The sequence below is a fragment of the Streptomyces drozdowiczii genome (assembly GCF_026167665.1).
GTDB classification, from domain to species: Bacteria; Actinomycetota; Actinomycetes; order Streptomycetales; family Streptomycetaceae; genus Streptomyces; species Streptomyces drozdowiczii_A.
On the sequence record NZ_CP098740.1, the window covers coordinates 1176008 to 1198834 of the forward strand.

The 22827-nt window shown below is 72.8% G+C and carries 23 protein-coding genes and 1 pseudogene; 11 read left to right on the forward strand and 13 right to left on the reverse strand.

Features of this window, described 5'->3' with window-relative positions:
* Nucleotides 1-39 precede the first annotated feature (39 nt).
* Together NEH16_RS05270 and NEH16_RS05275 are read left to right on the forward strand one after the other, a co-directional pair.
* Nucleotides 40-1761, forward strand: a complete 1722-nt coding sequence (locus NEH16_RS05270; protein ID WP_265539646.1) for a PucR family transcriptional regulator — start codon at nt 40-42, stop codon at nt 1759-1761.
* Between the two features lie 175 nt (nt 1762-1936).
* Nucleotides 1937-2722 (forward strand): hypothetical protein, encoded by a 786-nt coding sequence (locus NEH16_RS05275; RefSeq protein WP_073966043.1) that lies wholly within the window; start codon nt 1937-1939, stop codon nt 2720-2722.
* 45 nt (nt 2723-2767) lie between these two features.
* Here the strand turns inward: NEH16_RS05275 and NEH16_RS05280 are convergent, their stop codons facing one another.
* Entirely contained in the window at nt 2768-3517 is a 750-nt protein-coding gene (locus NEH16_RS05280) for a GntR family transcriptional regulator (RefSeq protein ID WP_265539648.1), read from the reverse strand.
* 145 nt (nt 3518-3662) lie between these two features.
* Between NEH16_RS05280 and NEH16_RS05285 the strand changes: the two genes are divergently transcribed.
* Complete coding sequence (locus tag NEH16_RS05285; RefSeq protein WP_265539650.1) at nt 3663-4511, forward strand: (2Fe-2S)-binding protein; 849 nt, start codon at nt 3663-3665, stop codon at nt 4509-4511.
* A gap of 204 nt (nt 4512-4715) precedes the next feature.
* Nucleotides 4716-5798, forward strand: coding sequence for a DUF2637 domain-containing protein (locus NEH16_RS05290; protein WP_265539652.1), 1083 nt, complete (start codon nt 4716-4718; stop codon nt 5796-5798).
* 49 nt (nt 5799-5847) lie between these two features.
* Here the strand turns inward: NEH16_RS05290 and NEH16_RS05295 are convergent, their stop codons facing one another.
* Together NEH16_RS05295 and NEH16_RS05300 are read right to left on the reverse strand one after the other, a co-directional pair.
* Nucleotides 5848-6213: an ATP-binding protein gene (locus tag NEH16_RS05295; RefSeq protein ID WP_308286045.1), complete on the reverse strand. Its 366-nt coding sequence runs from the start codon at nt 6211-6213 to the stop codon at nt 5848-5850.
* Nucleotides 6214-6369: 156 nt separating this feature from the next.
* The gene (locus NEH16_RS05300; protein ID WP_265539656.1) at nt 6370-8268 is read right to left on the reverse strand and encodes a serine/threonine-protein kinase; all 1899 of its coding nucleotides are present in this window, start codon (nt 8266-8268) and stop codon (nt 6370-6372) included.
* Between the two features lie 173 nt (nt 8269-8441).
* Here NEH16_RS05300 and NEH16_RS05305 point away from each other — a divergent pair, with 173 nt between their 5' ends.
* The 3 genes from NEH16_RS05305 (at nt 8442) to NEH16_RS05315 (ending at nt 9988) form a co-directional block, all read left to right on the forward strand.
* The gene (locus NEH16_RS05305) at nt 8442-9032 is read left to right on the forward strand and encodes a TetR/AcrR family transcriptional regulator (RefSeq protein WP_265539658.1); all 591 of its coding nucleotides are present in this window, start codon (nt 8442-8444) and stop codon (nt 9030-9032) included.
* A gap of 150 nt (nt 9033-9182) precedes the next feature.
* On the forward strand, nt 9183-9575 hold the full coding sequence (locus NEH16_RS05310) for a ribonuclease domain-containing protein (RefSeq protein ID WP_073966050.1): 393 nt from the start codon (nt 9183-9185) through the stop codon (nt 9573-9575).
* Nucleotides 9576-9598: 23 nt separating this feature from the next.
* Complete coding sequence (locus tag NEH16_RS05315) at nt 9599-9988, forward strand: barstar family protein (protein ID WP_265539661.1); 390 nt, start codon at nt 9599-9601, stop codon at nt 9986-9988.
* Between the two features lie 32 nt (nt 9989-10020).
* Here the strand turns inward: NEH16_RS05315 and NEH16_RS05320 are convergent.
* A pseudogene (locus tag NEH16_RS05320) lies at nt 10021-11762 on the reverse strand (pyruvate dehydrogenase).
* Between the two features lie 115 nt (nt 11763-11877).
* The gene (locus NEH16_RS05325) at nt 11878-13434 is read right to left on the reverse strand and encodes a protein phosphatase 2C domain-containing protein (protein WP_265539663.1); all 1557 of its coding nucleotides are present in this window, start codon (nt 13432-13434) and stop codon (nt 11878-11880) included.
* A 268-nt stretch (nt 13435-13702) separates the two neighbouring features.
* Here NEH16_RS05325 and NEH16_RS05330 point away from each other — a divergent pair, with 268 nt between their 5' ends.
* Together NEH16_RS05330 and NEH16_RS05335 are read left to right on the forward strand one after the other, a co-directional pair.
* A complete protein-coding gene (locus NEH16_RS05330) occupies nt 13703-14680 on the forward strand; it encodes a helix-turn-helix transcriptional regulator (RefSeq protein WP_265539665.1) in 978 nt (325 codons plus the stop codon).
* A gap of 59 nt (nt 14681-14739) precedes the next feature.
* Nucleotides 14740-15222, forward strand: coding sequence for a DUF456 domain-containing protein (locus tag NEH16_RS05335; RefSeq protein ID WP_073966055.1), 483 nt, complete (start codon nt 14740-14742; stop codon nt 15220-15222).
* Here NEH16_RS05335 and NEH16_RS05340 read toward each other — a convergent pair.
* Together NEH16_RS05340 and rsgA are read right to left on the reverse strand one after the other, a co-directional pair.
* Nucleotides 15147-16574, reverse strand: coding sequence for a DNA-3-methyladenine glycosylase 2 family protein (locus NEH16_RS05340; RefSeq protein WP_265547070.1), 1428 nt, complete (start codon nt 16572-16574; stop codon nt 15147-15149). The genes NEH16_RS05335 and NEH16_RS05340 overlap by 76 nt on opposite strands.
* Before the next feature lie 69 nt (nt 16575-16643).
* Nucleotides 16644-17813, reverse strand: coding sequence for a ribosome small subunit-dependent GTPase A (gene rsgA, locus NEH16_RS05345; protein ID WP_073966057.1), 1170 nt, complete (start codon nt 17811-17813; stop codon nt 16644-16646).
* Nucleotides 17814-18128: 315 nt separating this feature from the next.
* Here rsgA and NEH16_RS05350 point away from each other — a divergent pair, with 315 nt between their 5' ends.
* Nucleotides 18129-18629: a DUF5949 family protein gene (locus NEH16_RS05350; RefSeq protein ID WP_265539667.1), complete on the forward strand. Its 501-nt coding sequence runs from the start codon at nt 18129-18131 to the stop codon at nt 18627-18629.
* A 104-nt stretch (nt 18630-18733) separates the two neighbouring features.
* Here NEH16_RS05350 and NEH16_RS05355 read toward each other — a convergent pair whose 3' ends face one another.
* The 6 genes from NEH16_RS05355 to NEH16_RS05380 form a co-directional block, all read right to left on the reverse strand.
* Nucleotides 18734-19144 carry a rodlin gene (locus tag NEH16_RS05355; RefSeq protein WP_276104737.1) on the reverse strand — a complete coding sequence of 137 codons (411 nt, stop codon included), beginning with the start codon at nt 19142-19144 and terminating at the stop codon, nt 18734-18736.
* Between the two features lie 118 nt (nt 19145-19262).
* Entirely contained in the window at nt 19263-19433 is a 171-nt protein-coding gene (locus NEH16_RS05360; protein ID WP_265539671.1) for a hypothetical protein, read from the reverse strand.
* 114 nt (nt 19434-19547) lie between these two features.
* The gene (locus tag NEH16_RS05365; protein ID WP_073966060.1) at nt 19548-19958 is read right to left on the reverse strand and encodes a rodlin; all 411 of its coding nucleotides are present in this window, start codon (nt 19956-19958) and stop codon (nt 19548-19550) included.
* Nucleotides 19959-20061: 103 nt separating this feature from the next.
* A complete protein-coding gene (locus NEH16_RS05370) occupies nt 20062-20340 on the reverse strand; it encodes a hypothetical protein (protein ID WP_265539674.1) in 279 nt (92 codons plus the stop codon).
* 256 nt (nt 20341-20596) lie between these two features.
* Nucleotides 20597-20830: a chaplin gene (locus tag NEH16_RS05375; RefSeq protein WP_276598383.1), complete on the reverse strand. Its 234-nt coding sequence runs from the start codon at nt 20828-20830 to the stop codon at nt 20597-20599.
* A gap of 270 nt (nt 20831-21100) precedes the next feature.
* On the reverse strand, nt 21101-21502 hold the full coding sequence (locus tag NEH16_RS05380) for a rodlin (RefSeq protein WP_073966062.1): 402 nt from the start codon (nt 21500-21502) through the stop codon (nt 21101-21103).
* Between the two features lie 387 nt (nt 21503-21889).
* On the opposite strand from NEH16_RS05380, the gene NEH16_RS33560 reads away from it, so the two are divergent.
* Nucleotides 21890-22801 carry a chaplin gene (locus NEH16_RS33560; protein WP_276105045.1) on the forward strand — a complete coding sequence of 304 codons (912 nt, stop codon included), beginning with the start codon at nt 21890-21892 and terminating at the stop codon, nt 22799-22801.
* Nucleotides 22802-22827: the final 26 nt, after the last annotated feature.

Consider the following 22827-nt stretch of genomic DNA (forward strand, 5'->3'; position numbering starts at 1 on the left):
ACTTCACCCGTACCAACGAGACAGATCGGCGGCGACCCGATGCGGCTGCGCGCACTGCTGGAGAACGACGCGCTGGGCCTGCGGCTGCTCGGCGGCGACGAGGAGCTGGACCGGTCGGTCCGGGGTGTGATGACGACCGACCTGCGCGACCCGAGCCGCTACCTCACCGGCGGCGAGCTGGTCCTGACCGGTCTGGCCTGGCGCCGGGACGCCGCGGACTCGGAGCCGTTCGTGCGCATCCTGGCGGGCGCCGGGGTGGCCGGTCTCGCCGCGGGCGAGGCGGAGCTGGGCGACATCCCGGACGATCTCGTGGAGGCGTGCCGCCACCACCGGCTGCCGCTGTTCGCGGTCCACGAGACGGTCGCGTTCGCAACGATCACCGAGTACGTGGTGCGCCAGGTGTCCGGCGAGCGGGCGGGCGACCTGGCGGCCGTGGTGGACCGGCACCGCAGGCTGATGACCTCCGGCCCGACCGGCGGCGGCCCCGAGGTGGTCCTCGATCTCCTGGGCTCCGACCTGGACCTCCACGCCTGGGTGCTCTCCCCCACCGGGCGGCAGATCGCGGGCGCGGGCGCCCCGCTGCCCGCCGCCGCCGGGGCCGAGCTGGCCGGGCTGCATCTGGCCGCCGTCCGCTCCGGCCGCCGCGCCCCGCACCGGGCGGCCCTCGGCGGTACGACCTATTCGCTCTTCCCGATCCGGAACAACGGCCGGGGCGGCGCGGTGCCGCCCGCCCGCGACGTCCGGGAGTCGGTGCTCTCGGACTGGCTGCTCGCCGTGGAGGCCGACGCGAGCGACTGGCCGGCCGCCCGGCTGGACCTCCTCCAGGGCGTCACCCAGCTGATCGCGGTCGAGCGCGACCGCCGCGACGCGGCCCGCACGGTGCGCCGCCGGCTCGCCCAGGAGGTCCTGGAGCTGGTCCAGGCGGGCGCCGCGCCCGCCGAGATCGCGGCCAGGCTGCGGGTGGCGACGCCGGTCCTGCTCCCCGGCCTCGGCACCGCCCCGCACTGGCAGGTCGTGGTGGCCCGGGTCGAGTGGGACGAGGACGGCGGGTCCGGGGTCCGGGGCGGCCCGGTCGCCCAGGCGCTGCTGGAGGAGATCCTGGTCGACCCGGCGGTGACCGGCCCCGATTCGGCGGACCGGATCGCCGTCGCCCACACGGGTGACGAGGCCATCGCCCTGGTGCCGCTGCCCGCCGCCCCGGAGCGGGCGGACGGCGCGGCGGCCGAGGGGCCTTCCGACGACAGCGGCACCGAGGGCGAGGACCCCGCCCTGCACGCCGACGCGCTGCTCGCCGCCGTGCGCGCCCCGCTCTCCGCGGGGCTCGGCGACGACGGCCGCCTGACACTCGGTGTCAGCGCCTCGGTGCACTCGGCGGAGGGGCTGCGCGGGGCGCTGGAGGAGGCCCGGCACGCGCGCCGGGTGGCGGCGGCCCGGCCCGGCCGGGTCTGCGCGGCCGGCCACCACGAGCTGGCCTCGCACGTACTGCTGCTGCCGTTCGTGCCGGACGACGTGCGCCGGGCGTTCACCGCGCGGCTGCTGGACCCGCTGCGCGAGTACGACCGGCGCCACCGCGCGGAGCTGATCCCGACCCTGGAAGCCTTCCTGGACTGCGACGGTTCCTGGACCCGCTGCGCGGCCCGGCTGCACCTGCACGTCAACACGCTGCGCTACCGGGTCGGGCGAATCGAGCAGTTGACGGGGCGTGATCTGGCGCGCCTGGAGGACAAGCTCGATTTCTTCCTGGCCCTCCGGATGAGCTGAAATCCCGGGCCGGGCAAGGGCCCTGGGGGCGACCGGCCCCGCGCGGCCGATTGTGAAAAGTTTCACCTGACATTGCCTCGACCTCTTGGCCCGGCGTGCCATTCCGTGCTGTGATGCGGCCCATACTCAACAGCTCGACGGCGCGCTCGGGGAGGGCAATGTGGCGCATACCGCCATGTCTGGTTCCGGAACGACAGCAGATGACGATCCTCCGCTCCAGACCGCGGTATGGCGGCTGCGCTCACGCGCCTGCTGGACGGACGCCGCGGCCCTGCTGGAACACGACGCCGCCACCGACCCCGCCGCGGCCCTCCAGCGGACGGCCCTGCTGACCGAGCGGTGCCTGTACACCGGGCAGGGCTGGACGGACGCCGAGGACGCCCTGCGCACCGCCGAGGCCATGGCCCACGACGACGAGGAACGCGGCGCGGCCGCCTGCGAGCGCGGCTACCTCGCCTACGCCTCGACCCTCCTCGGCGTACGGGACCGGGCGGACGAGGCCCGGGTCGCGCTGGGCCGGGCCGCCGCGCTGCTCTCCCCCGTCGCCCAGGGCCGGCCGCTGCTCGACTTCCGGCGCGGCCTGATCGCGCAGAACATCGCGGACTCCCCGCAGGCCGCCCGGGCCGCCTACCGCAGGGCCCACGCCGGCGCCACCGCGCAGGGCGACGCGCTGCTGCTCTCCTCGACCTGGCGCCATCTCGCCCTGATCGCGCTGCGCGAGGGCGAGCTGGCGGAGGCCCGGCACGGCTTCGCGGAGTCGCTGCGGATAAGGGAGGAGCTGGGCTACCTGGTCGGTACGGCCCCGGCGCTCATCGCGCTGGCCGACGCCGAGCCGGAAGTGGAGGCCGCGACCCGGCTGCGCGCCGAGGCGGCCCGGCTCTTCCGGCTGCTGGGCGGCGTCCCGACCTGGCTGGGCCCCCACCTGGACCAGCCCCCGCCGGAGACGGTCGAGGCGAACTGAGACCGGGCGCCGGCCCGTCCCCGTACGCGCCAGGGCTTACGGGGGTCAGCCGTCGGCGCCCGCGAAGTGTTCGCGTACCAGCGACTGGACCACCGCCACGTCCTGGGCGATCAGCGCGTCGAGCAGCGCGGTGTGCTCGGAGGCGTCGGCCAGCAGGTCGGCGCGCCGGGTGACCGGGTTGTCCACCAGGGGCCACTGGGAGCGGCGGTGCAGGTCGTCGGCGACGGCCACCAGGCTGTGGTTCCCGGCGAGGGCGAGCACCGCGCCGTGGAAGGCCCGGTCCGCCTCGGCGTAGCTCGCCCGGTCGCCGACGGCCGCCGCCGCCACGGTGGCGTCGGCCAGCGGGCGCAGCGCGCACCAGCGGGCGGGCGGGACGGTGCGGGCGAGCCGCAGCATGACCGGGACCTCGATCAGGGCACGGACCTCGGCCAGCTCCGCCAGCTCGCGCGGTCCGCGCTCGGCGACCCGGAAGCCCCGGTTCGGCACGACCTCCACGGCCCCCTCGGTGGCCAGCCGCTGCATCGCCTCGCGCACCGGGGTCGCGGAGACGCCGAAGCGGGCGCCGAGGGCGGGCGCCGAGTAGACCTGTCCCGGGACCAGCTCGCCGTCGACCAGGGCGGTGCGCAGGGCCTCCAGGATCTGGCCGCGCACGGAGTGCCGGCGCACCTGGACGCGGGGGGCCTCGTGCGGGTGCTCCCCGTGGGTGTGCTCGCCGCGGGCCTGCTCGGGCACCCGGACGGCCGCGGTACCGCCGTACGGGGGACGCACCTCCCCGCGCGCTCCGCCCTGTTCCACGGGCACCTCCTCGGCCGGTCGCGGGCGCGCTCGCGCGTGCGGCGCCCTGAGTGCACGATAGGCGCAAGGGCCCCCAGTTCAAACATCGATCCGGCAGGGTAAGGTAAGGCTTACCTGCTGACGATCGTGAATCGGTGGTCCCCGTATGACCATGCCCGCCCTGCTCCCCGCAGTGACGGCCTCGCCCGTGGCCGACGCCTACGCGCGCCTGACCGAGGTCTTCCCCGGGGTGCGCGCCGAGATCCTCGCCGAGGGCGAGAGCGCCCCCGGCGGCCCCGGCTGGGTGGGCGCGCACGAGCTAGCGGCCGGCGGCGCGGCGCTGGACACGTTCCTCGCCTTCGACGCCGAGCAGGTGCGGCGGGACTACGGCCAGGAGGGTCGGCCCGATGTGATCGCCAGCTTCGGACTGCACCGGTACGCCTGGCCGGCCTGCCTCCTGGTGACCGTGCCGTGGTTCCTGCACCGCCGGGTGCCCCGGGTCCCGGTCGAGGACGTCTCGTTCCAGCGGGCGCTGGGCCATCTGACGCTGCGGGTGCGGGAGTTCGCCTGCCTGCCGGACGACCCGGCGGCCGGGCTGCCGGGGGCCCGGGTGGTGGCCGACGAGGCGGCGCTGCGGGCCGAGGTGCTGGACGCGGTGGCCGAGCACCTGGGCCCGGTCCTCGAGGGCTTCCGGCCGCGGATGCGGCGCGGCAAGCGGGCCCTGTGGGGGATGGCGACCGACGAGATCGTCGAGGGCCTGTGGTACGTCGCCCATCTGCTGGGCGAGGAGGGGCGCGCCATGAGGGAGCTGGAGGCGCTGCTGCCGGGCACCACCGCGCCGTACGTCGGCACCGCGGGCTTCCGCGAGCTGACCGGCCCCAACGGGGAGTCGCTGCCGACCCGGGACCGGGCGAGCTGCTGCCTGTTCTACACACTGCGCCCCGAGGACACCTGCGTGACGTGCCCGCGTACGTGCGACGAGGAGCGCGTCCGCAAGCTGACGCCCGCCCTCTGATCCGTACGCCGTTCCACACCGCCCGGACGGGTGGCACGTATTCGAACATCATGCGTAAACCGCTGACGGGCGTTCGACCAGAACGTCCATATCGGCGGCCTCCCGCACCCCTTTGGCGTTCTCTTGCCCCGAAAGCGCCTGGCCGTGACGGGATTTCCGCCACGATGGCGCCCGAAACGCCCTACGTGACGCAAGGGACCGCGCATGAGACTGACCGACATATCGCTTGACTGGCTGCTTCCGGGCGCCGTGCTGCTCGTGGGGGTCATGGCGGCGGTGGCGGTGGTCGCGCGTGGAAGGCGCGCCTCTGACACAGCAGCCTCGGCCGACGACAGCTGGGAACGCAGCGAGGAGCGGCGCAGACGCAAGGAAGCGCTGTACGCCACCGCTTCGTACGTGCTGCTGTTCTGCTGTGCGGCGGTCGCCGCCGCACTCTCCTTCCACGGGCTCGTCGGCTTCGGCGAGCAGAACCTCGGCCTCTCCGACGGCTGGGAGTACCTGGTGCCCTTCGGCCTGGACGGGGCGGCGATGTTCTGCTCGGTCCTGGCCGTACGGGAGGCCAGCCACGGGGACGCGGCGCTCGGCTCGCGCCTCTTGGTGTGGACCTTCGCCGGTGCCGCCGCCTGGTTCAACTGGGTGCACGCGCCGCGCGGCATCAACCACGCGGGGGCCCCGCACTTCTTCGCGGGCATGTCGCTCTCGGCCGCCGTGCTGTTCGACCGCGCGCTGAAGCAGACCCGCCGGGCCGCGCTGCGCGAGCAGGGCCTCGTGCCCCGCCCGTTGCCGCAGATCCGGATCGTGCGCTGGCTGCGCGCACCCCGGGAGACCTTCGGCGCCTGGTCGCTGATGCTCCTCGAAGGCGTACGCACGCTGGACGAGGCGGTCGACGAGGTACGCGAGGACCGCAGGGAGAAAGAGCAGAACCGTCTCCGCAGAAAGGACCAGGAGAAGCTGGACCGGGCGCACATCAAGGCCCTGAACCGGCAGAACCGGGCCTGGGGGCGGCTCGGACGGGGTGGCGCCCCGGTCGAGGTGGCCGCCCTGGCCCCGGCGACGGGCTCCGCGCAGTCCGTCGCGGAGCCCGCCATATCGGAGCCGGGTCAGCTGCCCCTGCGACCCCGGCCATCCCTGCAAGCCGTGAACCACTCGAACTCGGCGAGCGTCCCTGAACTGGGCGCGAGCGAGTCGGCCCCGGCCGATCCGCTCGCCGACGACGACACCCAGGCCCTGCCCCGGCTCGATTCGCTGGAGCAGAAACTCAAGGACCTGGAGCAGCAGTTCGGCTGAGGCGGGACAGCGGTTGCGGGCGAACGGCTCTGACCGTCCGGAAGAGCGGTCAGAGTCGTTCGCCGTCCAGTTCGAACCAGACCACCTTGCCCAGCGAACGGGGGCTGATCCCCCAGGAGTCGGCCAGGCTCTCCACCAGGATCAGGCCCCGGCCGTGCGTACCGTCGTCGGCGGGCGGTACGTGCGGCTCGGAGTCCATCCCGGGGACGAAGTCCCGCACCTCCACGCGCAGGCGGCGGGGTGCGACGCTCACGGCGACGACCGCGCCGTCGTCCGTGTGCACCAGGGCGTTGGTCACCAGCTCACTGAGCAGCAACTCGGCGACCTGCGCCGGTTCCTCCTTCCACCGGTAACGCAGTAACTCCCGCACCGCGCCGCGGACTTCTCCCACGGCTGCGAGATCGGCCCGGTCCACTCTGCGATGCATCCGGGCCTCTTCGTGACGCTCCATCGTTTCCCCCGCCCACACGGTCATTCGCCCCCTGTCTCGAAGGTGCTCACGCAATGCATGCCCCGCCTACCGGCTGTCACGCTTGCGGAGCCCTTCGTACCGGAGGGAATCGTGCGGGGCTCAGGCCCGCTTGTAGTAGTACTTCATTCCGCTGACGTCGTGCTGGATGCCGCTGCCGTTGGTGACGAAGAAGGTCGCGCCCGTCGCGGTGTAGCAGTAGCCGGGGTTGGGGCCGACGAGCTTGAGGGTGCCCACATTGAGCCGGCTGCTGGTGCTGGACGTCACCTTCCCCTCGTACGGGCAGTTGTTGTACACGTAGTCGCTGAGGCGCACCACGCCGTTCTTGGAGATGGTGACGGTGCCGGGCTGGCCCGGGTTGTACGTCTCCGCGTACTTCCAGGTGCCGACGAACGCCGCCGGCACCGTGGTGCCGCCGCCACCCGAGCCGCCGGTGGAGGAGCCGCCGGTCGAGGAGCCGCCCGAGGTGCTGGACGAGCCACCGCCGCCGGACGTGCTCGTGGAGGAGCCGCCGGTGCTGCTGCCGCCCGAACCGCCGCCGCTGGTCGTGGTGGAGGACGAACCGCCGCCGCCCGTGGAGGAGCCGCCCCCGGTGGATGACGAGCCTCCGCCGGTGGAGGAGGAGCCTCCGCCGCCCGGACTGCCGGCGTCCCGACCGTCCTTGCCCGGCTCCCCGTCCTTGCCGTCCTGCCCGTCCTTGGCGGCGTCCGCCTTCCTCTTCTTCTTGCTGGGCGACGGCTTCGGGCTCTTGCTGCCGGCCGGGGACGCGCTGCCGGCCGCCGAGGGCTCCGGGGAGGCGGTCGGGCCGGTCGAGGTGGCGATCGGGGGCGCCGCGTGCGCGTCGCCGCCGTCATGGCTGAACGGCTGGAGCATGACCAGCGTGCCGCCCCCACCGCCGAGGACGACCACCAGCGGCACGGCGACGAGCCAGGGGCGGCGGCGCTTCGGCTTCTCCTTGTCCGCCGCCCTCGCGCCGTCCACCGCCGCCGCCACCTCGGGCGCCGACCGGAGGTCGACCGTCGGGCGGTCGCCCTCCTGCCGCAGCGGCGCCGCCTCCGCGTCGAGCAACTGCGCCGACTGGCGGGCCAGATGGCTCACGACGGCGGCCGGCAGCCACGAGGAGGCGGCGGGCTCGGCCGCGCGCTCCGGCTCGGCCAGCAGTTCGTCCACCGAGGGCCGGTCCTCGATCGGCTTGACCAGCAGCCGGGCGATCAGCGCCTTGAGATCCGCGTCCCGGACCCGCTTCAGCTCGGGCTCGGCCTCGGCGATCCGGTACATGATCGCGTGCTGGTTGCTCGCCCCGTGCCCGAAGGGGAGCGTGCCGGTGGCCGCGTACGTCAGGACACAGCCGAGGGTGAAGACGTCGCTCTTCGGTACCGCGCTCTCCCCGAGCACCTGCTCCGGGGCCATGAAACCGGGCGAGCCGATCATCATGTTGGTGCTGGTGAGCAGGGACTCGACGGCGGTTCCGACGGCGCGGGCGATCCCGAAGTCGATGACCTTGGGCCCCTCCATCGTGAGCATCACGTTGGACGGCTTGAGGTCGCGGTGGACGATGCCCGCCGCGTGGATGTCCTTCAGCGCGTGCAGCAGCCCCGTGGCGAGCGCCCGCACCGAGGCGGCGGGCAGGGCACCGTGGCCCCGCACGACCTGTTCCAGGGAGAGCCCGGGGACGTAACCCGTGGCCACCCAGGGGAATTCGGCGTCCGGCGCCGCGTCCAGGACGGGCGCGGTCCAGCGCTCGCCGACGCGCCGCGCCGCCTCCACCTCGCGCCGGAAGCGGGCCCTGAACTGCGGGTCCGCGACGTGCTCCGCGTGCACCACCTTGACCGCGACGGTGCGGCCGCCCTCGGAGCGGGCGAGGTAGACCCGGCCCATGCCACCCGCGCCGAGCCGGCCCAGCAGGAGATAGGGCCCGACGCGCACCGGGTCCGTCGGTGTCAGCGGTTTGATGCCTCCGTCGAGGTAGTCCTCGTTGTCCGCGTGGTCGTCGTTGTTCACGCCGCTCTCCTGAAGTCCCCGTATACAGCCGCGACTTGGCGCGTCAAACGTTCAGTGTGAAGCAACGGGGGCGCTAATTGGAACAACTTCCGGAAACAATTCCGGAACCTTCTTCTACGCTGTCCCCGATGGCACCATCAGGAGCCATAGATTCCGGAAGCGGGGGCCGCGTGATGAGTCCGAAGCAACAGCGCGGGGAGGCCACGGCCGCCCAGGTGCTCGACTGCGCCCTGGAGCTGTATGCGGCCCGAGGTGAGGCCGGCCTGACACTGAACGCGATCACCTCGGCCAGCGGGGTGAGCGCGGGCAGCATCTACCACCACTTCGGCAGCCTTCAGGGTGTGGTCCTCGCTCTCGCGCAGTCCTGGCTGGGCCGCCTCCTCGGCGAGGTGGTCGGGGCGCTGCACCAGGTCACGGACGCGCGGGGCGGGGTCCGGGCGCTGACGGAGACCTACCTCCGCTTCATCCAGGAACATCCGGACGCCGCCCGGCTGATGCACTCGGTCACCGCGGACCGCGAGGCGATCACCAACGCGCGGCAGCTCCGGGGCGCCCAGGAGGCCCGGATCGCCCCGCTCGCCGACTGGCTCCACGCCCACCGGGAGTCGGGCGAACTGGCCGCGCTGCCGCTGCCGGTCCTGGAGTCGCTGATCCTGGGGCCGGTGACGGGCATCGCACGGCGCTGGCTCGCGGTGGGTGACATCGACATCGAGGAGGCCATCCGGACGGTCCCGGACCACATCTGGCGCTCCGTCAGCCCGTAAGCCGACGAGGGACATCCGTTCGAGCGCGGCACGGTCGTGGCACTCCGGTGGTCCACGGAACGGGATGTGTTCCCTCTCCACGGTTAACTCTCGAAGAATTCACCCGAGTTGGCGTTGACGGGCGGCTGTCTACGCGCGTCATCATGGAGCATGCGAATCCCCCCACGGATCACCACGCTCGGCGGCGCGGCCGCCCTTCTGTCCGCTCTCCTCGTCGGCGGCCCGGTCACGGCGACCGCTTCGGCCACGTCCGCCTCGGTCGGCAGCGTCTGCTACTCGGACCTGCCGTCCCAGGCCCACGACACCCTGGACCTCATCGACTCCGGCGGCCCGTTCCCGTACGACCAGGACGGCACCGTCTTCCAAAACCGCGAGGGCGTGCTGCCCGCGCAGGACACCGGCTACTACCACGAGTACACCGTCATCACCCCCGGCTCGTCGACGCGTGGCGCGCGGCGCATCGTCACGGGTGAGGAGAGCCAGGAGGACTACTACACCGCCGACCACTACGAGACGTTCGACCTGGTGGACCACGGCTGCTGAGCTGTGCCCGTAGGGTCGTCCCCATGACCGTGACCTATGTGATCGAGGGTTCCCGGATCACCGGCCCGGACAGCTTCTGGTCCGTCGTCGGTGAGGCGGTGAACGGGCCGGGTGGCTACTTCGGCCGCAATCTCGACGCCTTCGCGGACTGTCTCAGCGGCGGAATGGGCACGCCGGACGACGGCGACTTCGTCTTCGAGTGGCGTGATCACACCGTGTCCGCAAGGGCGTTGGGGCATCCGGAGACGGCCCGCTATCTGGACCGGCTGGTCGCCCGCGCCCATGAGAGCAACCGGAGCCGCCTGCGCGAGGAGTACGCGCAGGCGGCTGCGGGGCGCGGTCCGACCCTGTTCGACCGGCTGGTGGCGATCATCCGGGACCGGGCGGGGCCGGACGCGCTGCGGTTGCTCTGAGGGCGTGCCCGCGAAGATCCGCCGGACAGGCCCTAAGGGCGCGGCATGTTCCGGAGGTTGGAGCGGGCCATCTGGAGCATCCGGCCGACTCCGCCGTCGAGCACGATCTTGCTGGCGGACAGGGCGAAGCCGGTCACCATGTCCGCGCTGATCTTCGGCGGGATGGAGAGCGCGTTGGGGTCGGTGACGACATCGACCAGCGCCGGACCCTTGTGCTTGAAGGCGTCCTTGAGCGCACTCGTCAGCTCCTTGGGCTTCTCGACGCGGACGCCGTACGCCCCCGCCGCGCGCGCCACGGCCGCGAAGTCCGGGTTCTTGTTGGTCGTCCCGAAGGACGGCAGCCCGCCGACCAGCATCTCCAACTCGACCATCCCGAGGGAGGAGTTGTTGAAGAGGACGACCTTCACCGGCAGGTTGTACTGCACCAGGGTCAGGAAGTCGCCCATCAGCATGGTGAATCCGCCGTCGCCCGACATCGAGACGACCTGCCGGTTGCGGTCGGTGAACTGCGCGCCGATGGCCTGCGGCAGCGCGTTGGCCATCGAGCCGTGGCTGAACGAACCGATCACCCGGCGCTTGCCGTTGGGCGTCAGATAGCGGGCCGCCCAGACGTTGCACATACCGGTGTCCACGGTGAACACGGCGTCGTCGTCGGCGAGTTCGTCCAGCACCGAGGCCACGTACTCGGGTGGATCGGGACGTGCTTCTCGACCTTGCGGGTGTACGCCTTGACCACGCCCTCCAGCGCGTCGGCGTGCTTCTTGAGCATCCGGTCGAGGAACTTGCGGTCGGTCTTCGCCTTCACCCGGGGGGTGAGACAGCGCAGCGTCTCGCGGACGTCGCCCCAGACGGCCAGGTCCAGCTTGGTGCGCCGGCCTAGGTGTTCCGGCCGCACATCGACCTGCACGATCTTCACGTCGTCCGGCAGGAAGGCGTTGTACGGGAAGTCGGTGCCGAGCAGGATCAGCAGATCGCACTCGTGGGTGGCCTCGTAGGCGGCGCCGTAGCCGAGCAGCCCGCTCATGCCGACGTCGTACGGGTTGTCGTACTGGATCCACTCCTTGCCGCGCAGGGCGTGCCCCACCGGGGACTTGATCCGCTCGGCGAACTCCATGACCTCGGCGTGCGCGCCCGCCGTGCCGCTGCCGCAGAACAGCGTCACCCGTTTGGCCTCGTCCACCATCCGGCACAACTTCTCGATCTCCGCGTCACCGGGGCGCACGGTGGGGCGCGAGGTGACCAGGGCGTGTTCGGCGGACCGTTCCGGCGCCGGCTGCCCGGCGACGTCGCCCGGCATGGTCACGACGCTGACCCCGCCCTGGCCGACCGCGTGCTGGATGGCGGTCTGGAGCAGCCGGGGCATCTGCTGCGGGTTGGAGATCATCTCGTTGTAGTGGCTGCACTCCTGGAAGAGCAGCTCGGGGTGGGTCGCCTGGAAGTAATTGAGACCGATCTCGCTGGACGGGATGTGCGAGGCCAGCGCGAGCACCGGGGCCATGGAGCGGTGCGCGTCGTACAGGCCGTTGATGAGGTGCAGGTTGCCGGGCCCGCACGACCCGGCGCAGGCCGCCAGGTCCCCGGTGATCTGCGCCTCCGCACCGGCCGCGAAGGCCGCCGTCTCCTCGTGCCTGACCTGGACCCATTCGAGGTCCTTGTGCCGCCGCACGGCGTCGACGACCGGGTTGAGGCTGTCCCCGACGACGCCGTACAGGCGTTTGACGCCCGCGCGGGCGAGGATGTCGACGAACTGCTCCGACACGTTCTGCTTGGCCATGGGTGACGCACTCCCTCTGCCTGTGCTCCGTGCACGTCCGGCTGTCCGGGACGCGGGGCGTCAAACCCCGGGCCCGGACGGGTATCCGGAATCCATCAACCCATGGCGTGCGCGGTTACGCCTCCCAGACGCCGACCGCCGTCCGGTCGTCCGCGTACCCCTTGACGCGGATCTGGGCGTCCGCGAGGAACGCCCCGAGCCCCGGTGCCTCCACCGGCGACCAGCGCGCGGCCAGCTCGGCGGCCAGTTCCGGTTCGCCGCGCAGCGGTTCGGCGAGGCCCGCCCCGCACAGCAGCAGGGTGTCCCCCGGCCGGGCGACGGAGGCGCGGAAGCGGAACGGTTCCGCAGGAGGCGGCAGCGGGTCCTCGACGTAGGGGGCGGGGCCGGTGACGATGTCCAGGTCCATGGTCAGCCGGTCGCCGTCGGGCCCGCTCTCGGGCGGACTCTCCGGGGCGGAGGAGCCGAAGCCGACCACCGGCTCCCCGCTCAGCGCGGCGAGTGGCGGCAGCGCCGGTTCCAGGTCGTGCCAGCTGCCGTCGCGCAGCCGGAAGAGGCCGCCGGCGCCGATGCCGAAGAAGACCCGGGTGCGGCAGTCGGGGTCGGCGGGCAGCAGCAGGCAGCGCAGGCTCGCGGTGTACGCGTCCGGCTCCAGGCCCAGTTCGGCGGCGCGGGCGCGCAGCTTGCCGAAGGCGCGGTCGGTGAGCCGGTGGAGCCCGGACTTCAGGTCGGCGCGGCGGCCCGCCCTTATGTCGTCGGAGAGCCGGGCGTGGCTGCGCCCGACCGCCTCGCCGATCCAGTGGCAGGCGTCCGCCGCCGCCGTGTGCGCTCCCTCCGCGCCCCGGGACGCGCCCGCGACGGCCACCAGCACCAGCGCGCTCTCCCCGCTCCCGAAGCGCGCCGTCAGCAGCGCGTCCCGGCGCGGCTCGCCCCGGAACCGGGCCGAGTCACCGCGTACGGACGCGGCGCGCAGCGTGTACGTCCCGTACGTGGCACCGTCGAGCACCGTGTCCGGGACGACGCGGTCGAGTGCGTACGGGTCGGTGGCGGGCAGCGCCGTGGGCTCGGCGTCGTAGGTGGGCGGCCGGGCCCCGACATGGGCGACCCGGGGCCGCGGCGCCTCGTCCGGGGCGGGCGGCGCCTCGTCCGGGGCGGGTCCGTCCGCCCCGGCTCGCTCCCCGACGGGCCGCCTGGGCAGCGGAGGCGCTTCGTGCCCGGCGAGAACACGGGGGTCCTCCTGGACGGGCGGCTCGGGGGCCGGTGGCCCCGGAAAGGTGCGCGGGAGCGCGGGCCCGGTCATCGGCTCCCACGGCGCGCGGGCGGGCGGCTCCGGCGGCCTCTCCCCCGGCGGCCGCGCTCCCACGCCCGTCGAGGTGTCCGGCGCCGTGCGCACCGGCCCCGGGTCCGCCGGTCCCGGGACGGGCGGCCGAGGGTCCGCCGACCGGGTGAACGCAGGCGGCTCCACCGGTGCCGGCTCCTCCCTGGGCCCCGGTATCTCCCCCGGCGTCCGGTAGGCCGCGCCCCTCTCCGACGCCACCGTGTCCGACGCCGAGTCGAAGCGGTCGTCGAGACTGTCGGCGGCCTGGGCCGCCCCCGCGTCCGGGGCGGATTCGTCGTACAGCCTGCGCCACCAGTCGTCCTCGTGGGCCGCGGGCCTCTCCCCCTGCTGACTCATGTCCTTATTGTCGACCGCGGGGGCCGTACGAAAACGGGCATCCGGAAAATGGGTCCGCCGGGCGCCCCCACCCCCCACGGGAAGGACGCCCGGCAGACCGGTCCGGGGAGCGGGTACCGGACAAGGCCGCCGGTCCCGCTGTGCCGCCACATTGGCAGAGTGGCGCACGGTACGGCGATGATGTGCCGTGGCGAGATCACGCCGTGGCGACTTTTCGCCACGCGGGGTGCGCCGTACGCGTACGCACTGGTCCGGGGAGGGGTCGGGGATGCTGGCAGCCATAGGTCTCGACGAGCGGCAGGAATCGGCCTACCGGGCTCTGGTGGCGCTGGGCGCCGCCGAGGTGTCCGACCTCTCTCACCGGCTGGCGCTCCCCGAGCCGGACACCGAACGGGCGCTGCGCCGGCTGGAGCAGCACGGCCTGGCCGCCCAGTCCTCCGCCCGCACGGGCCGCTGGGTCGCGGCCCCGCCCGGCGTCGCCCTGGGGGCCCTGCTCACCCAGCAGCGCCACCAGCTGGAACAGGCCGAGCTGGCGGCCGTGCTGCTGGCCGAGGAGTACCGCGCCGACGCCGCCGAACCGGCCGTCCACGACCTGGTCGAGGTGGTCACCGGGGCGAGCGCGGTCGCCCACCGCTTCCACCAGCTCCAGCTGGGCGCGACGAGCGAGGTCTGCGCGCTGGTGACCGGAAAGCCGATCGCGGTCAGCGGCCTGGAGAACGAGTCGGAGGAGGAGGCGGCCACCCGCGGCGTCTCGTTCCGGGTGGTCGTGGAACGCGAGGTGCTGGGCCTGGAGTCCGGGATCACGGAGCTGTCCGCGGCGCTCAGCCGCGACGAGCAGTGCCGGGTCGTCCCCCGGGTCCCGACGAAGCTGGTGATCGCCGACCGGGCGCTGGCCATGGTGCCGCTGACCGGCCGGGGCGCGGAGCCGGCCGCGCTGGTCGTGCACGCCTCGGGGCTGCTGGAATCGCTGACCGGGCTCTTCGAGGCGGTGTGGCGGGAGGCCATGCCGCTGCGGCTCGGCGAGAGCGGCGCGGTCGTGGCGGAGCCGGGCGGCCCGGACCCGACGGATCTGGAGATCCTGTCGCTGCTGCTGGCCGGCCTGACCGACGCGAGCGTCGCCAAGCAGCTGGACCTGGGCCTGCGGACCGTGCAGCGCCGGGTCAAGGGCCTGATGGAGCTGACCGGCGTCTCCACCCGCCTCCAGCTCGGCTGGCACGCGTACGAACGGGGCTGGGTGGCCCGCTGAGCCCGCTGGGGCCCTGGTCAGAACGGGCGGGATCGGATGGACTCCGGCACGCTGGTCAGATGAGTGTGTGGCAGCTCGTCGCCGTCGGACTGGTGATGCTGCTCGGCCTGATCGGTGTGCTGGTACCGGGCGTGCCGGGGCAGGCGATCGTCTGGGCCGCCGTCCTGTGGTGGGCGTTCACCGACACGACCCCGGTCGCCTGGGCCGTACTGATCGGGGCCACCGCGCTGCTCCTGCTCAACCAGGCCCTCAAACCGCTGCTGCCGCCGCGCCGGCCCCGTGAGTCGGGGGCCCCGCGCCGGACGCTGCTGCTGGGCGGGCTCGGCGCGATCGTCGGGTTCTTCGTGCTGCCCGTCGTCGGGGCGGTCGTCGGGTACGTCGGGGTGATCTTCGGGGCGGAGCGGCTGCGCCTCGGCAGCCGGGGCGCGGGCTGGGCGTCGGTCCGCTCGGTGATGCGGGCGACCGGCTACTCGGTGCTCGTGGAGCTCTTCGCGTGCCTGCTGGTGACGGGCGCCTGGCTGGCCGCGCTGATCTGGGGCTGAGCCGCGCGCCGCGCCCGCCGTACCCCGTACGAGCGCCAGGGGCGCCAGCCGCTCGCGCCCGGGGTGCCGTACGGGTCCACGTCCGGGTCGCCCAGGCCGCGCATCCGGATCAGCGCGGCGGTGGTCGGGCCGATGCCGGGCAGCCGGCAAAGCGCCTGCTCGGCCTCGTCGCGGTCGGCACCCGCGTCCAGGCGTACGGTGCCGTCGGCGAGCGCGGTCGCCAGGGCCCGCAGGTCCGGGTCACCGGCCGCGTCGGCGAGCACGGCCGGCTCGGGGAAGACGTGGGTCAGCGCCCCGCACGGCACGTCCAGCGCCTTGCCGTACGTCTCGACCAGCTCCCCCGCCGCCGCGTCGCCCACCAGCGCCCGCACGGCGAACTCCTCGGCGTCGGCCGAGCCCGGCGAGCGCACGCCCGGCCGGGCCGCGACGTCCGGGGCGAGCGCGGGGTCGTCGGACAGCAGCTCGTCCACGGCGTACGGGTCGGCGTCCAGGTCGAGGAGCCGGCGCAACCGCTGGACGGCCGTGGTCAGGTCGCGCAGGTCGGTGAGGTGGATGCGGGCGTCCAGCCAGTTCCCGGCGGACCGCTCGTCCACGGAGGTGACGGCGGTGCCGTACGGGAGGCGCAGCGTGCGCCGGTAGGTGCGGCGGCCGGGCTCCCCCGTGATCTCCTCGACGCGGGCGACCGTTCCGGCGGCGAGCAGGTCGAAGACGTCACCGGCGGCGTACGGCCCCCGGTGGGCGAGCCGGAGCGGGATGCCCGTGGTGCCGGCCTGGCGGACCGCGATGCCCAGCCCCGTACCGGCCTCGGCGCGCAGGGCGCTCGGGGTGCGGGCGTAGATCTGCCGGACGGTGTCGTTGAACTGGCGCAGGCTGCCGAATCCGGCCGCGAAGGCGATCTCGGTGACCGGCAGGGCGGTGGTCTGGAGCAGGATCCGGGCGGTGTGGGCGCGCTGGGCGCGGGCCAGGGCGACGGGTCCGGCGCCCAGTTCCGCGTTGAGCTGGCGCTGCACCTGGCGTGAGCTGTAGCCGAGCCGGTGGGCGAGGCCGGGGACGCCCTCCCGGTCCACCACGCCGTCGCCGATCATGCGCATGGCGCGCCCGACGACGTCGGCCCGGACGTTCCACTCGGCTGAGCCGGGGACGGCGTCCGGGCGGCAGCGGCGGCACGCCCGGAAACCGTGGGTCTGGGCGGCCGCCGCCGTGGGGTAGAAGCGGACGTTCTTCCGCTTGGGGGTGACGGCGGGGCAGCTCGGCCGGCAGTAGATGCCGGTCGTCTCGACGGCGAAGAAGAACTCGCCGTCGAAACGGGCGTCGCGGCTGCTCACCGCCTCGTACCTGGTCTCTTCGTCCATCACACCGTCCAGTGTGCGCCCCGCAGGGCACCGTCACTCGCGGTTTTCGGACGTCGACCAGGGGCCCGGCTACCGGATGCGGCCGCGCTTGGCGTCCATCGCGGCCCGGCCCTCGGCCCCCTTCCGCTTCCAGTCGCGCCGGATCTCGGCCCGGACGCGGGCGTCGGTCTTGGCGACGATGCGCTGGTTCTCGCGCTGGAGCTTGCGGTAGCTGTCGAAGCGGCGCTCGGGCAGCGTGCCGTCCTCGATCGCCTCCCGCACGGCGCAGCCGGGCTCCGCCTCGTGGGCGCAGTCGTGGAAGCGGCAGTCCTCGGCCAGCTCCTCGATCTCGGAGAAGACCTGGCCGACGCCGACCCCGGCGTCCCAGAGGCCGACCCCGCGCAGTCCCGGGGTGTCGATGAGGACCCCGCCGGTGGGCAGCACGAGGAGGTTGCGGGTGGTGGTGGTGTGCCGGCCCTTGCCGTCCACGTCGCGGGCGGCCTGGACCTCCATCACGTCTTGGCCGAGGAGCGTGTTGGCGAGGGTGGACTTGCCGGCTCCGGACGCCCCGAGCAGCACGCTCGTACCGCCGGAGACGATCGCGGAGAACACGTCGATGCCCTCGCCGGTGGCGGAGCTGACCGGGAGCACCTGCACCCCGGGCGCGATGCGCTCGATGTCCTGGACGAGGTGGGAGAGGGTGACCGCGTCCGGGACCAGGTCGGCCTTGGTGAGGACGACGACCGGTTCGGCGGTCCGCTCACCGGCCCCGGCGGCGTCGCCGAGCAGGGCGTCACCGGCGGAGCTGGACATGGCGAGGGCCAGGAACCGCTCGACGCGGCCCAGGTCCAGCTCCACGGCCAGCGAGACGCAGATGACGATGTGGTCGACGTTGGTGGCGAGCACCTGGCCCTCGGAGCGCTTGGACGAGGTGGAGCGTACGAAGGCGGTGCGCCGCGGCAGCAGCGTACGGACGAACCGCGGGTCGCCGTCGGCGTCGACGGCCGCCCAGTCGCCGGTGCAGATGATCCGCATCGGGTCGCGCGGCACGACGAAGGCGGTGTCCGCCCAGATCGTGCCCTCGGGCGTGACGATGTCGCAGCGCCCGCGGTCCACGCGGACCACGCGTCCGGGCACCAGCCCCTGGGCGGCGTACGGGGCGAACTCGGCGGCCCAGTCGTCGTCCCAGCCGTAGGCGGCGAGCGGGTGCGCGGTGGTGGAGAGGGAGGAGGGGAGAGCGGAGAAGGACGGGAGAGACAAGGGAAACCCTTCACAGGGTGGCCCGGCGGTGCGCGTGAGGGCGCGAAGAGGTCAGCCGGTGGCCACGGAGGTGACAGAGAGGAACTTCGACTCGTGGGCAGCGCCCACCGCAACGACCGTCGTCAATGTCCTCACCTCCGCATTCGTCCAGGTCCGTCCGGGCAGCGGGTCCGCCGTCCGTCTCGTCGCACACCATAGCCCCCGCCGGTCCGGGGGCTCAACGGATTATTCGCGCGGACCCGGTTGAGGCAGTCGTCCCCCGATCGGGTGATACGCATGGAGTTCGACCGGTCGCGGACGGTTAGGGTGCCGCACATGACCTCCCCCCAGACAGCCAACGGCACGTTCACCCAGGCCCAGTTGGGCACCCTCATCCTGATCGGCTGGAGCGGCGAGTACCGGCAGAGCGGGCGCGACGCCGCCTTCCTGCTCGCCTACTCGCTGGGCGACGGATCGGACGGACCGGCGGCCGGCGAGCACGCGATGCGGCTCGCGTTGCAGCGCAGCGGGCTCACCGTCGGCGGTGAGCCGGTGCGGGCCGACGAGACGCCGGGGCTCCCCGTGAAGCTCCTCGTCCAGGCCGGCCAGGCCGTGCTGACGCTGCCGCACTTCAAGGCGCAGTACCCGGTGCCGCCCGAGTGGCTGGCGGCGGCGAACGAACAGGGCGAGGTGCACGCGATGTTCGCGACCCGCCCCTGGCCGCAGGGCGCGCCCGGGCTCCCCATCGGCGAGGCGGAGCTGCGGGCCTTCGCGGGCGACCCGGACACCATCGCGACCTCGGCGCATTGCGTCCTCCCGGTCCGCAGTCTCGGCTGACCCGGCCCACACAAGAGGCCCACCACCCGGCGAGGGTGGTGGGCCTCCGTCATGCCGTACGCGCCCGCGCCGCACAGGACGGACGACGCGGGCGCGGCACGCGATCAGTCGTTGGCGACGCCGTTCCCGGAGAGGACCGGGATGTCGTCCACCAGGTGCGACAGGGGCTCGTCGCCCTTGGCCTGGGTGGAGTTGTCGGCGCACTGCTGGTTCTGCGGGTTGGACAGGACGTTGATGTCCTGGGCCGTGACCGGCACGAGCAGGCCGACCAGCGAACCGACGTTGGCCTTGACCGGGACGCCCAGGCACAGGTCGTTGAGGGAGCCCTGGATGAGCTGCGCCTGCGGGCTGCCGTCGCCCTGGGTCTCGGCGTTGCCGTACGAGCTGGCGGCGCCGTTGCCGTTGAGGGTCGTGGTGCCCCCGTCGTTACCGATCGCCATGGCCGAGGGGGCCGCGGCGGCCGACAGGCCGACCAGGGACACGGCCACTGCCGCGCCGGCCATCATCTTCTTCATCACGCTTCACCTTTCGGAGCGTTCCGTCTGGAACGTATTGATCAACCCCTTGCGGACGCTTCGGTTCCGCTGATCCACCCAAATGGGTTCGATCCCGCATGAGTTCGACGGCCTCGCGTCAGCCCCGGCCGCCCGCCTCGGCCGAGGTGCGCGCCGGGGGCACGAGTCCGACCGGGTGGGCGGGGCCGGGGTCCGGGGCCGGTTCGGCGTGGGCGGCCCGCCACTCGGCGAGGAGCCGGTCGTAGATCGGGGTGGGGCTGTCGGGGTGCCGGCTGTGGTGCTGGTCCATGCGGAGGCCCTACCCGTTGCGGCGGGAAACGGCCGCCCGTACTACGGCAAGCGGCCCAGCGAGCCGCCCTTTCGGGCGACCGCCGGGCCGCGTGTGGTGCGCCGTCAGTACCGGTCAGTTGTTGCCGGCACCGTTGCCCGAGAGAATCGGGATGTCGTCCAGGATGTGCGACAGAGCCTCGTCGCCCTTGGCCTGGGTGGAGTTCTCGGTGCACTGCTGGTTCTGCGGCGAGGACAGGACGTTGATGTCCTGGACCGAGATCGGCACGACGCCGAGCAGCGAGCCCACGTTGGCCTTGGCCGGCAGGGCGATGCAGGGCTTGTTCAGCGAGCCCTGGATGAGCGCGAACTGCGGGCTCCAGTCACCGTGGGTGGCGGAGTTGCCATACGCCTGCATGGCACCGTTGCCGTTGACGCTGGTGGTGCCCTGGTCGTTGCCGATGGCCATGGCCGACGGGGCGACCGCGGCGGAGACGCCGACGATCGATGCGGCGACGGCCGCCGAGGCCATCATCTTCTTGATCATGAAACTGCCCTTCTGGTTTTCTCTGGTTGCCCGCCGGTGCCGAGCGCACTGATCAACTCGGCGTGGCGGGAATGGTTCCGGCACATCACCCGAAAGGTGCGGATCAGTTCGAGAGGGGCAGGCCGCCGAGGAGCGGGGCCGCGCCCTTGGCCGCGCCGGTGGCCTGGCCGGCGACCTTCGCGACGGTGCCGTCCTCGTGCAGGCGTTCGGCGGCGCCGCTGACGGTGTCGACCACCTGCGGAGCGGCTGCCGTCACCTGGTTGACGCCGCCGTCGAGGCTGAAGTTGGGGGCCGTGGGCGTGGTGACGGCGAAGGCGGGAGCAGCCGTGCCGAGTGCGACCACGGAACCGGCGAGGAGCGCGGCGGACTTCGCGTACTTCACTTTCGGGTTCCCTTCTCAGCGGCGGCCGTTCCGGTCGCGTCCCCGCGCCGCACGGGCCTTCTTTGGCCGTGTTCCGGCCGCCCTTTCCCTGGCTAACGAACCGGATACGGCAGGGAAACTGGAGGGCGCGGGATTTCTCGGGGCGCGGGTACGGAAATATTCCGGCGCGGGCGGGTTCCGGGCACGGGAAAAGCCCCGGGCCACCGCATGCGCGGGGGCCGGGGCTTTTCGAGCCGAGAGAATTCGGCGGGGTGAATCAGTCGTTGACGCAGGCGTTGCCGAAGGCCGGGTTCAGCAGGCCGATGACGTCGATGGTGTTGCCGCAGGCGTTGACCGGGATGTGCACCGGCACCTGGATGGTGTTGCCGGAGATGACGCCCGGGGAGGCGACAGCGGCACCCTCGGCGCCCGAGTCGGCGAAGGCCGGGGCGGCGGCACCCATGGCCATGAGCGTACCGGCGGCGACAGCGGCGATCTTGGTGTACTTCACTTGAGACCCTTTCTTGTGCGGAGTCCGGAGCGGCCACGGCTTTCGTGCCGCACGAGCGCGGACCTGATCGCTCGTAACTCCGCCACTCTCATTCGTAACGATTTCGGACGATATGCGACACTGCTCAGCGAGCAGATTGCTCGAATACCGCCCGAATGATGCAGTTTCGGTCAGCCGACCGCGTTCCCGCCCGACGCGCGCGAGGCGGCAGCGGGCCCGGGCCGCTCGGAGGAGGAACGCCGATGGCCCGGGCCCGGGGGCGGGGCCGGATCAGCTGTTGCCGGCGCCGTTGCCCGAGAGGACCGGGATGCCGTCCAGGATGTGCGACAGCGGCTCGTCGCCCTTGGCCTGGGTGGAGTTCTCGGTGCACTGCTGGTTCTGCGGGTTGGACAGGACGTTGACGTCCTGGACCGTAATCGGGACGAGGCCGATGAGCGAACCGACGTTCGCCTTGAGCGGCAGGCCGACGCAGGGCTTGTTCAGCGAGCCCTGGACCAGGTCGAACTGGGGGCTGCCGTCACCCTTGGTCACGGCGTTGCCGAACGACTGCGAGGCACCGTTGCCGTTGACCGAGGTCGTCCCGCCGTCGTTGCCGATGGCCATCGCCTGCGTGGCGCCGAGCCCGAGGATGGAGGCGGCGACGGCACCCGTAGCCAGGACCTTCTTGATCACGATGAACCCTTCTCGTACTGGATACCCCGTAGCCGGAGCGCCCTGATCAACTGCCGGGCCGACGTTTGGTTATCGCCATTCACCCGAATGCCTGGAAGACACGGACGTCCGTACGAAAGTGATCGAGTAATACTGTCGGAAATCGAGAGACGAAACGTTCACTCGTAGCCCCGCCGCGTGCGCACAGAAAATTCACCGCATTCACGTTTCCCATGCACGCGGACGTCGTTATGGGTGTCGTGTCGTCAAGCCGCTCCGCCAGGAGGGCCGCGCCTGGATGGGCGGGTCCGACGGCTGCTGCACCGCCTGATGAACGAACTGCGGGCCGTGCGCCCGCGAGAAATGGTCCAAGGAAGGGCACCAATGCGAAAAGCCTTGAGTAAAAGCATGCTCGTCATGGCGGCGGCGTCAGGCATCCTGACCGCCTCCGGCGGCTATGCCTTCGCCGATGCCACGGCCGACGGTGCGGCCGTCGGCTCCCCCGGCGTCGCTTCGGGCAACGTCGTGCAGGTCCCGGTGCATGTGCCGGTCAACGTGTGCGGCAACACGGTCAACGTGATCGGCGCACTGAACCCCGCCTTCGGCAACGAGTGCGAGAACAAGGGCGGCGGCTCGGAGAACGGCGGCTCCGGCGCGAGCGCCCAGGGCGTGGCCGCCGGCTCCCCCGGCGTGCTCTCGGGCAACGTGGTCCAGGCCCCGGTCGACATCCCGGTCAACGTCTGCGGCAACAGCGTCAACGTGGTCGGCCTGCTGAACCCGGCCGCCGGCAACAAGTGCGAGAACGGCGGTGGCGACGAGGGCAACCCGCCCACCGAGGAGCCGCCGACGGAGCACCCGCCGCACAAGCCGCCGCACCACAAGCCGCCGAAGGGTCACCACGACCACGACTGCCACTGCGGCCACGAGCACAACCCGCCGAAGCCGCACCACCCGCCGAAGCCCCCCAAGCCCCCGGTGCACCACCACGACGACGACTGCCCGCCGAGCCACCACCACAACCCGCCGAAGCCGCACCACCCGAAGCCGCCGAAGCCCCACAAGCCGCCGGTGCACCACCACAACGACGACTGCCCGCCCACTCACCACCACAACCCGCCGACCCCTCCCACGGAGGAGCCGCCCACGCACAACCCGCCGACCCACACCGGTTGGCACCACACGCCTCCGAAGCACCACAAGCCGCCGCAGATGGCGCACACCGGTGCCAACGAGAACCTGGGCATCGCCGGTGGCGCCAGCGCCGCGCTGGTGCTCGGTGGCGGCCTGCTGATGCGCCGCGCCCGCGCCGCGAAGAAGTGAGCTGACGCTTCCCCGAGCACGAAAAG

Bases quoted from the DNA above. Each gene is read 5' to 3' on its own strand.
- NEH16_RS05335 (WP_073966055.1), top strand. From the start codon at position 14,740: ATGAGTGTGTGGCAGCTCGTCGCCGTCGGACTGGTGATGCTGCTCGGC.
- NEH16_RS05275 (WP_073966043.1), top strand. From the start codon at position 1,937: ATGTCTGGTTCCGGAACGACAGCAGATGACGATCCTCCGCTCCAGACC.
- NEH16_RS05270 (WP_265539646.1), top strand. From the start codon at position 40: ATGCGGCTGCGCGCACTGCTGGAGAACGACGCGCTGGGCCTGCGGCTG.
- NEH16_RS05330 (WP_265539665.1), top strand. From the start codon at position 13,703: ATGCTGGCAGCCATAGGTCTCGACGAGCGGCAGGAATCGGCCTACCGG.
- NEH16_RS05325 (WP_265539663.1), bottom strand. From the start codon at position 13,434: ATGAGTCAGCAGGGGGAGAGGCCCGCGGCCCACGAGGACGACTGGTGG.
- NEH16_RS05310 (WP_073966050.1), top strand. From the start codon at position 9,183: ATGCGAATCCCCCCACGGATCACCACGCTCGGCGGCGCGGCCGCCCTT.
- NEH16_RS05350 (WP_265539667.1), top strand. From the start codon at position 18,129: ATGACCTCCCCCCAGACAGCCAACGGCACGTTCACCCAGGCCCAGTTG.
- NEH16_RS05305 (WP_265539658.1), top strand. From the start codon at position 8,442: ATGAGTCCGAAGCAACAGCGCGGGGAGGCCACGGCCGCCCAGGTGCTC.
- NEH16_RS05315 (WP_265539661.1), top strand. From the start codon at position 9,599: ATGACCGTGACCTATGTGATCGAGGGTTCCCGGATCACCGGCCCGGAC.
- NEH16_RS05340 (WP_265547070.1), bottom strand. From the start codon at position 16,574: ATGGACGAAGAGACCAGGTACGAGGCGGTGAGCAGCCGCGACGCCCGT.
- NEH16_RS05365 (WP_073966060.1), bottom strand. From the start codon at position 19,958: ATGATCAAGAAGATGATGGCCTCGGCGGCCGTCGCCGCATCGATCGTC.
- NEH16_RS33560 (WP_276105045.1), top strand. From the start codon at position 21,890: ATGCTCGTCATGGCGGCGGCGTCAGGCATCCTGACCGCCTCCGGCGGC.
- NEH16_RS05355 (WP_276104737.1), bottom strand. From the start codon at position 19,144: ATGAAGAAGATGATGGCCGGCGCGGCAGTGGCCGTGTCCCTGGTCGGC.
- NEH16_RS05290 (WP_265539652.1), top strand. From the start codon at position 4,716: ATGAGACTGACCGACATATCGCTTGACTGGCTGCTTCCGGGCGCCGTG.
- NEH16_RS05360 (WP_265539671.1), bottom strand. From the start codon at position 19,433: ATGGACCAGCACCACAGCCGGCACCCCGACAGCCCCACCCCGATCTAC.
- NEH16_RS05285 (WP_265539650.1), top strand. From the start codon at position 3,663: ATGACCATGCCCGCCCTGCTCCCCGCAGTGACGGCCTCGCCCGTGGCC.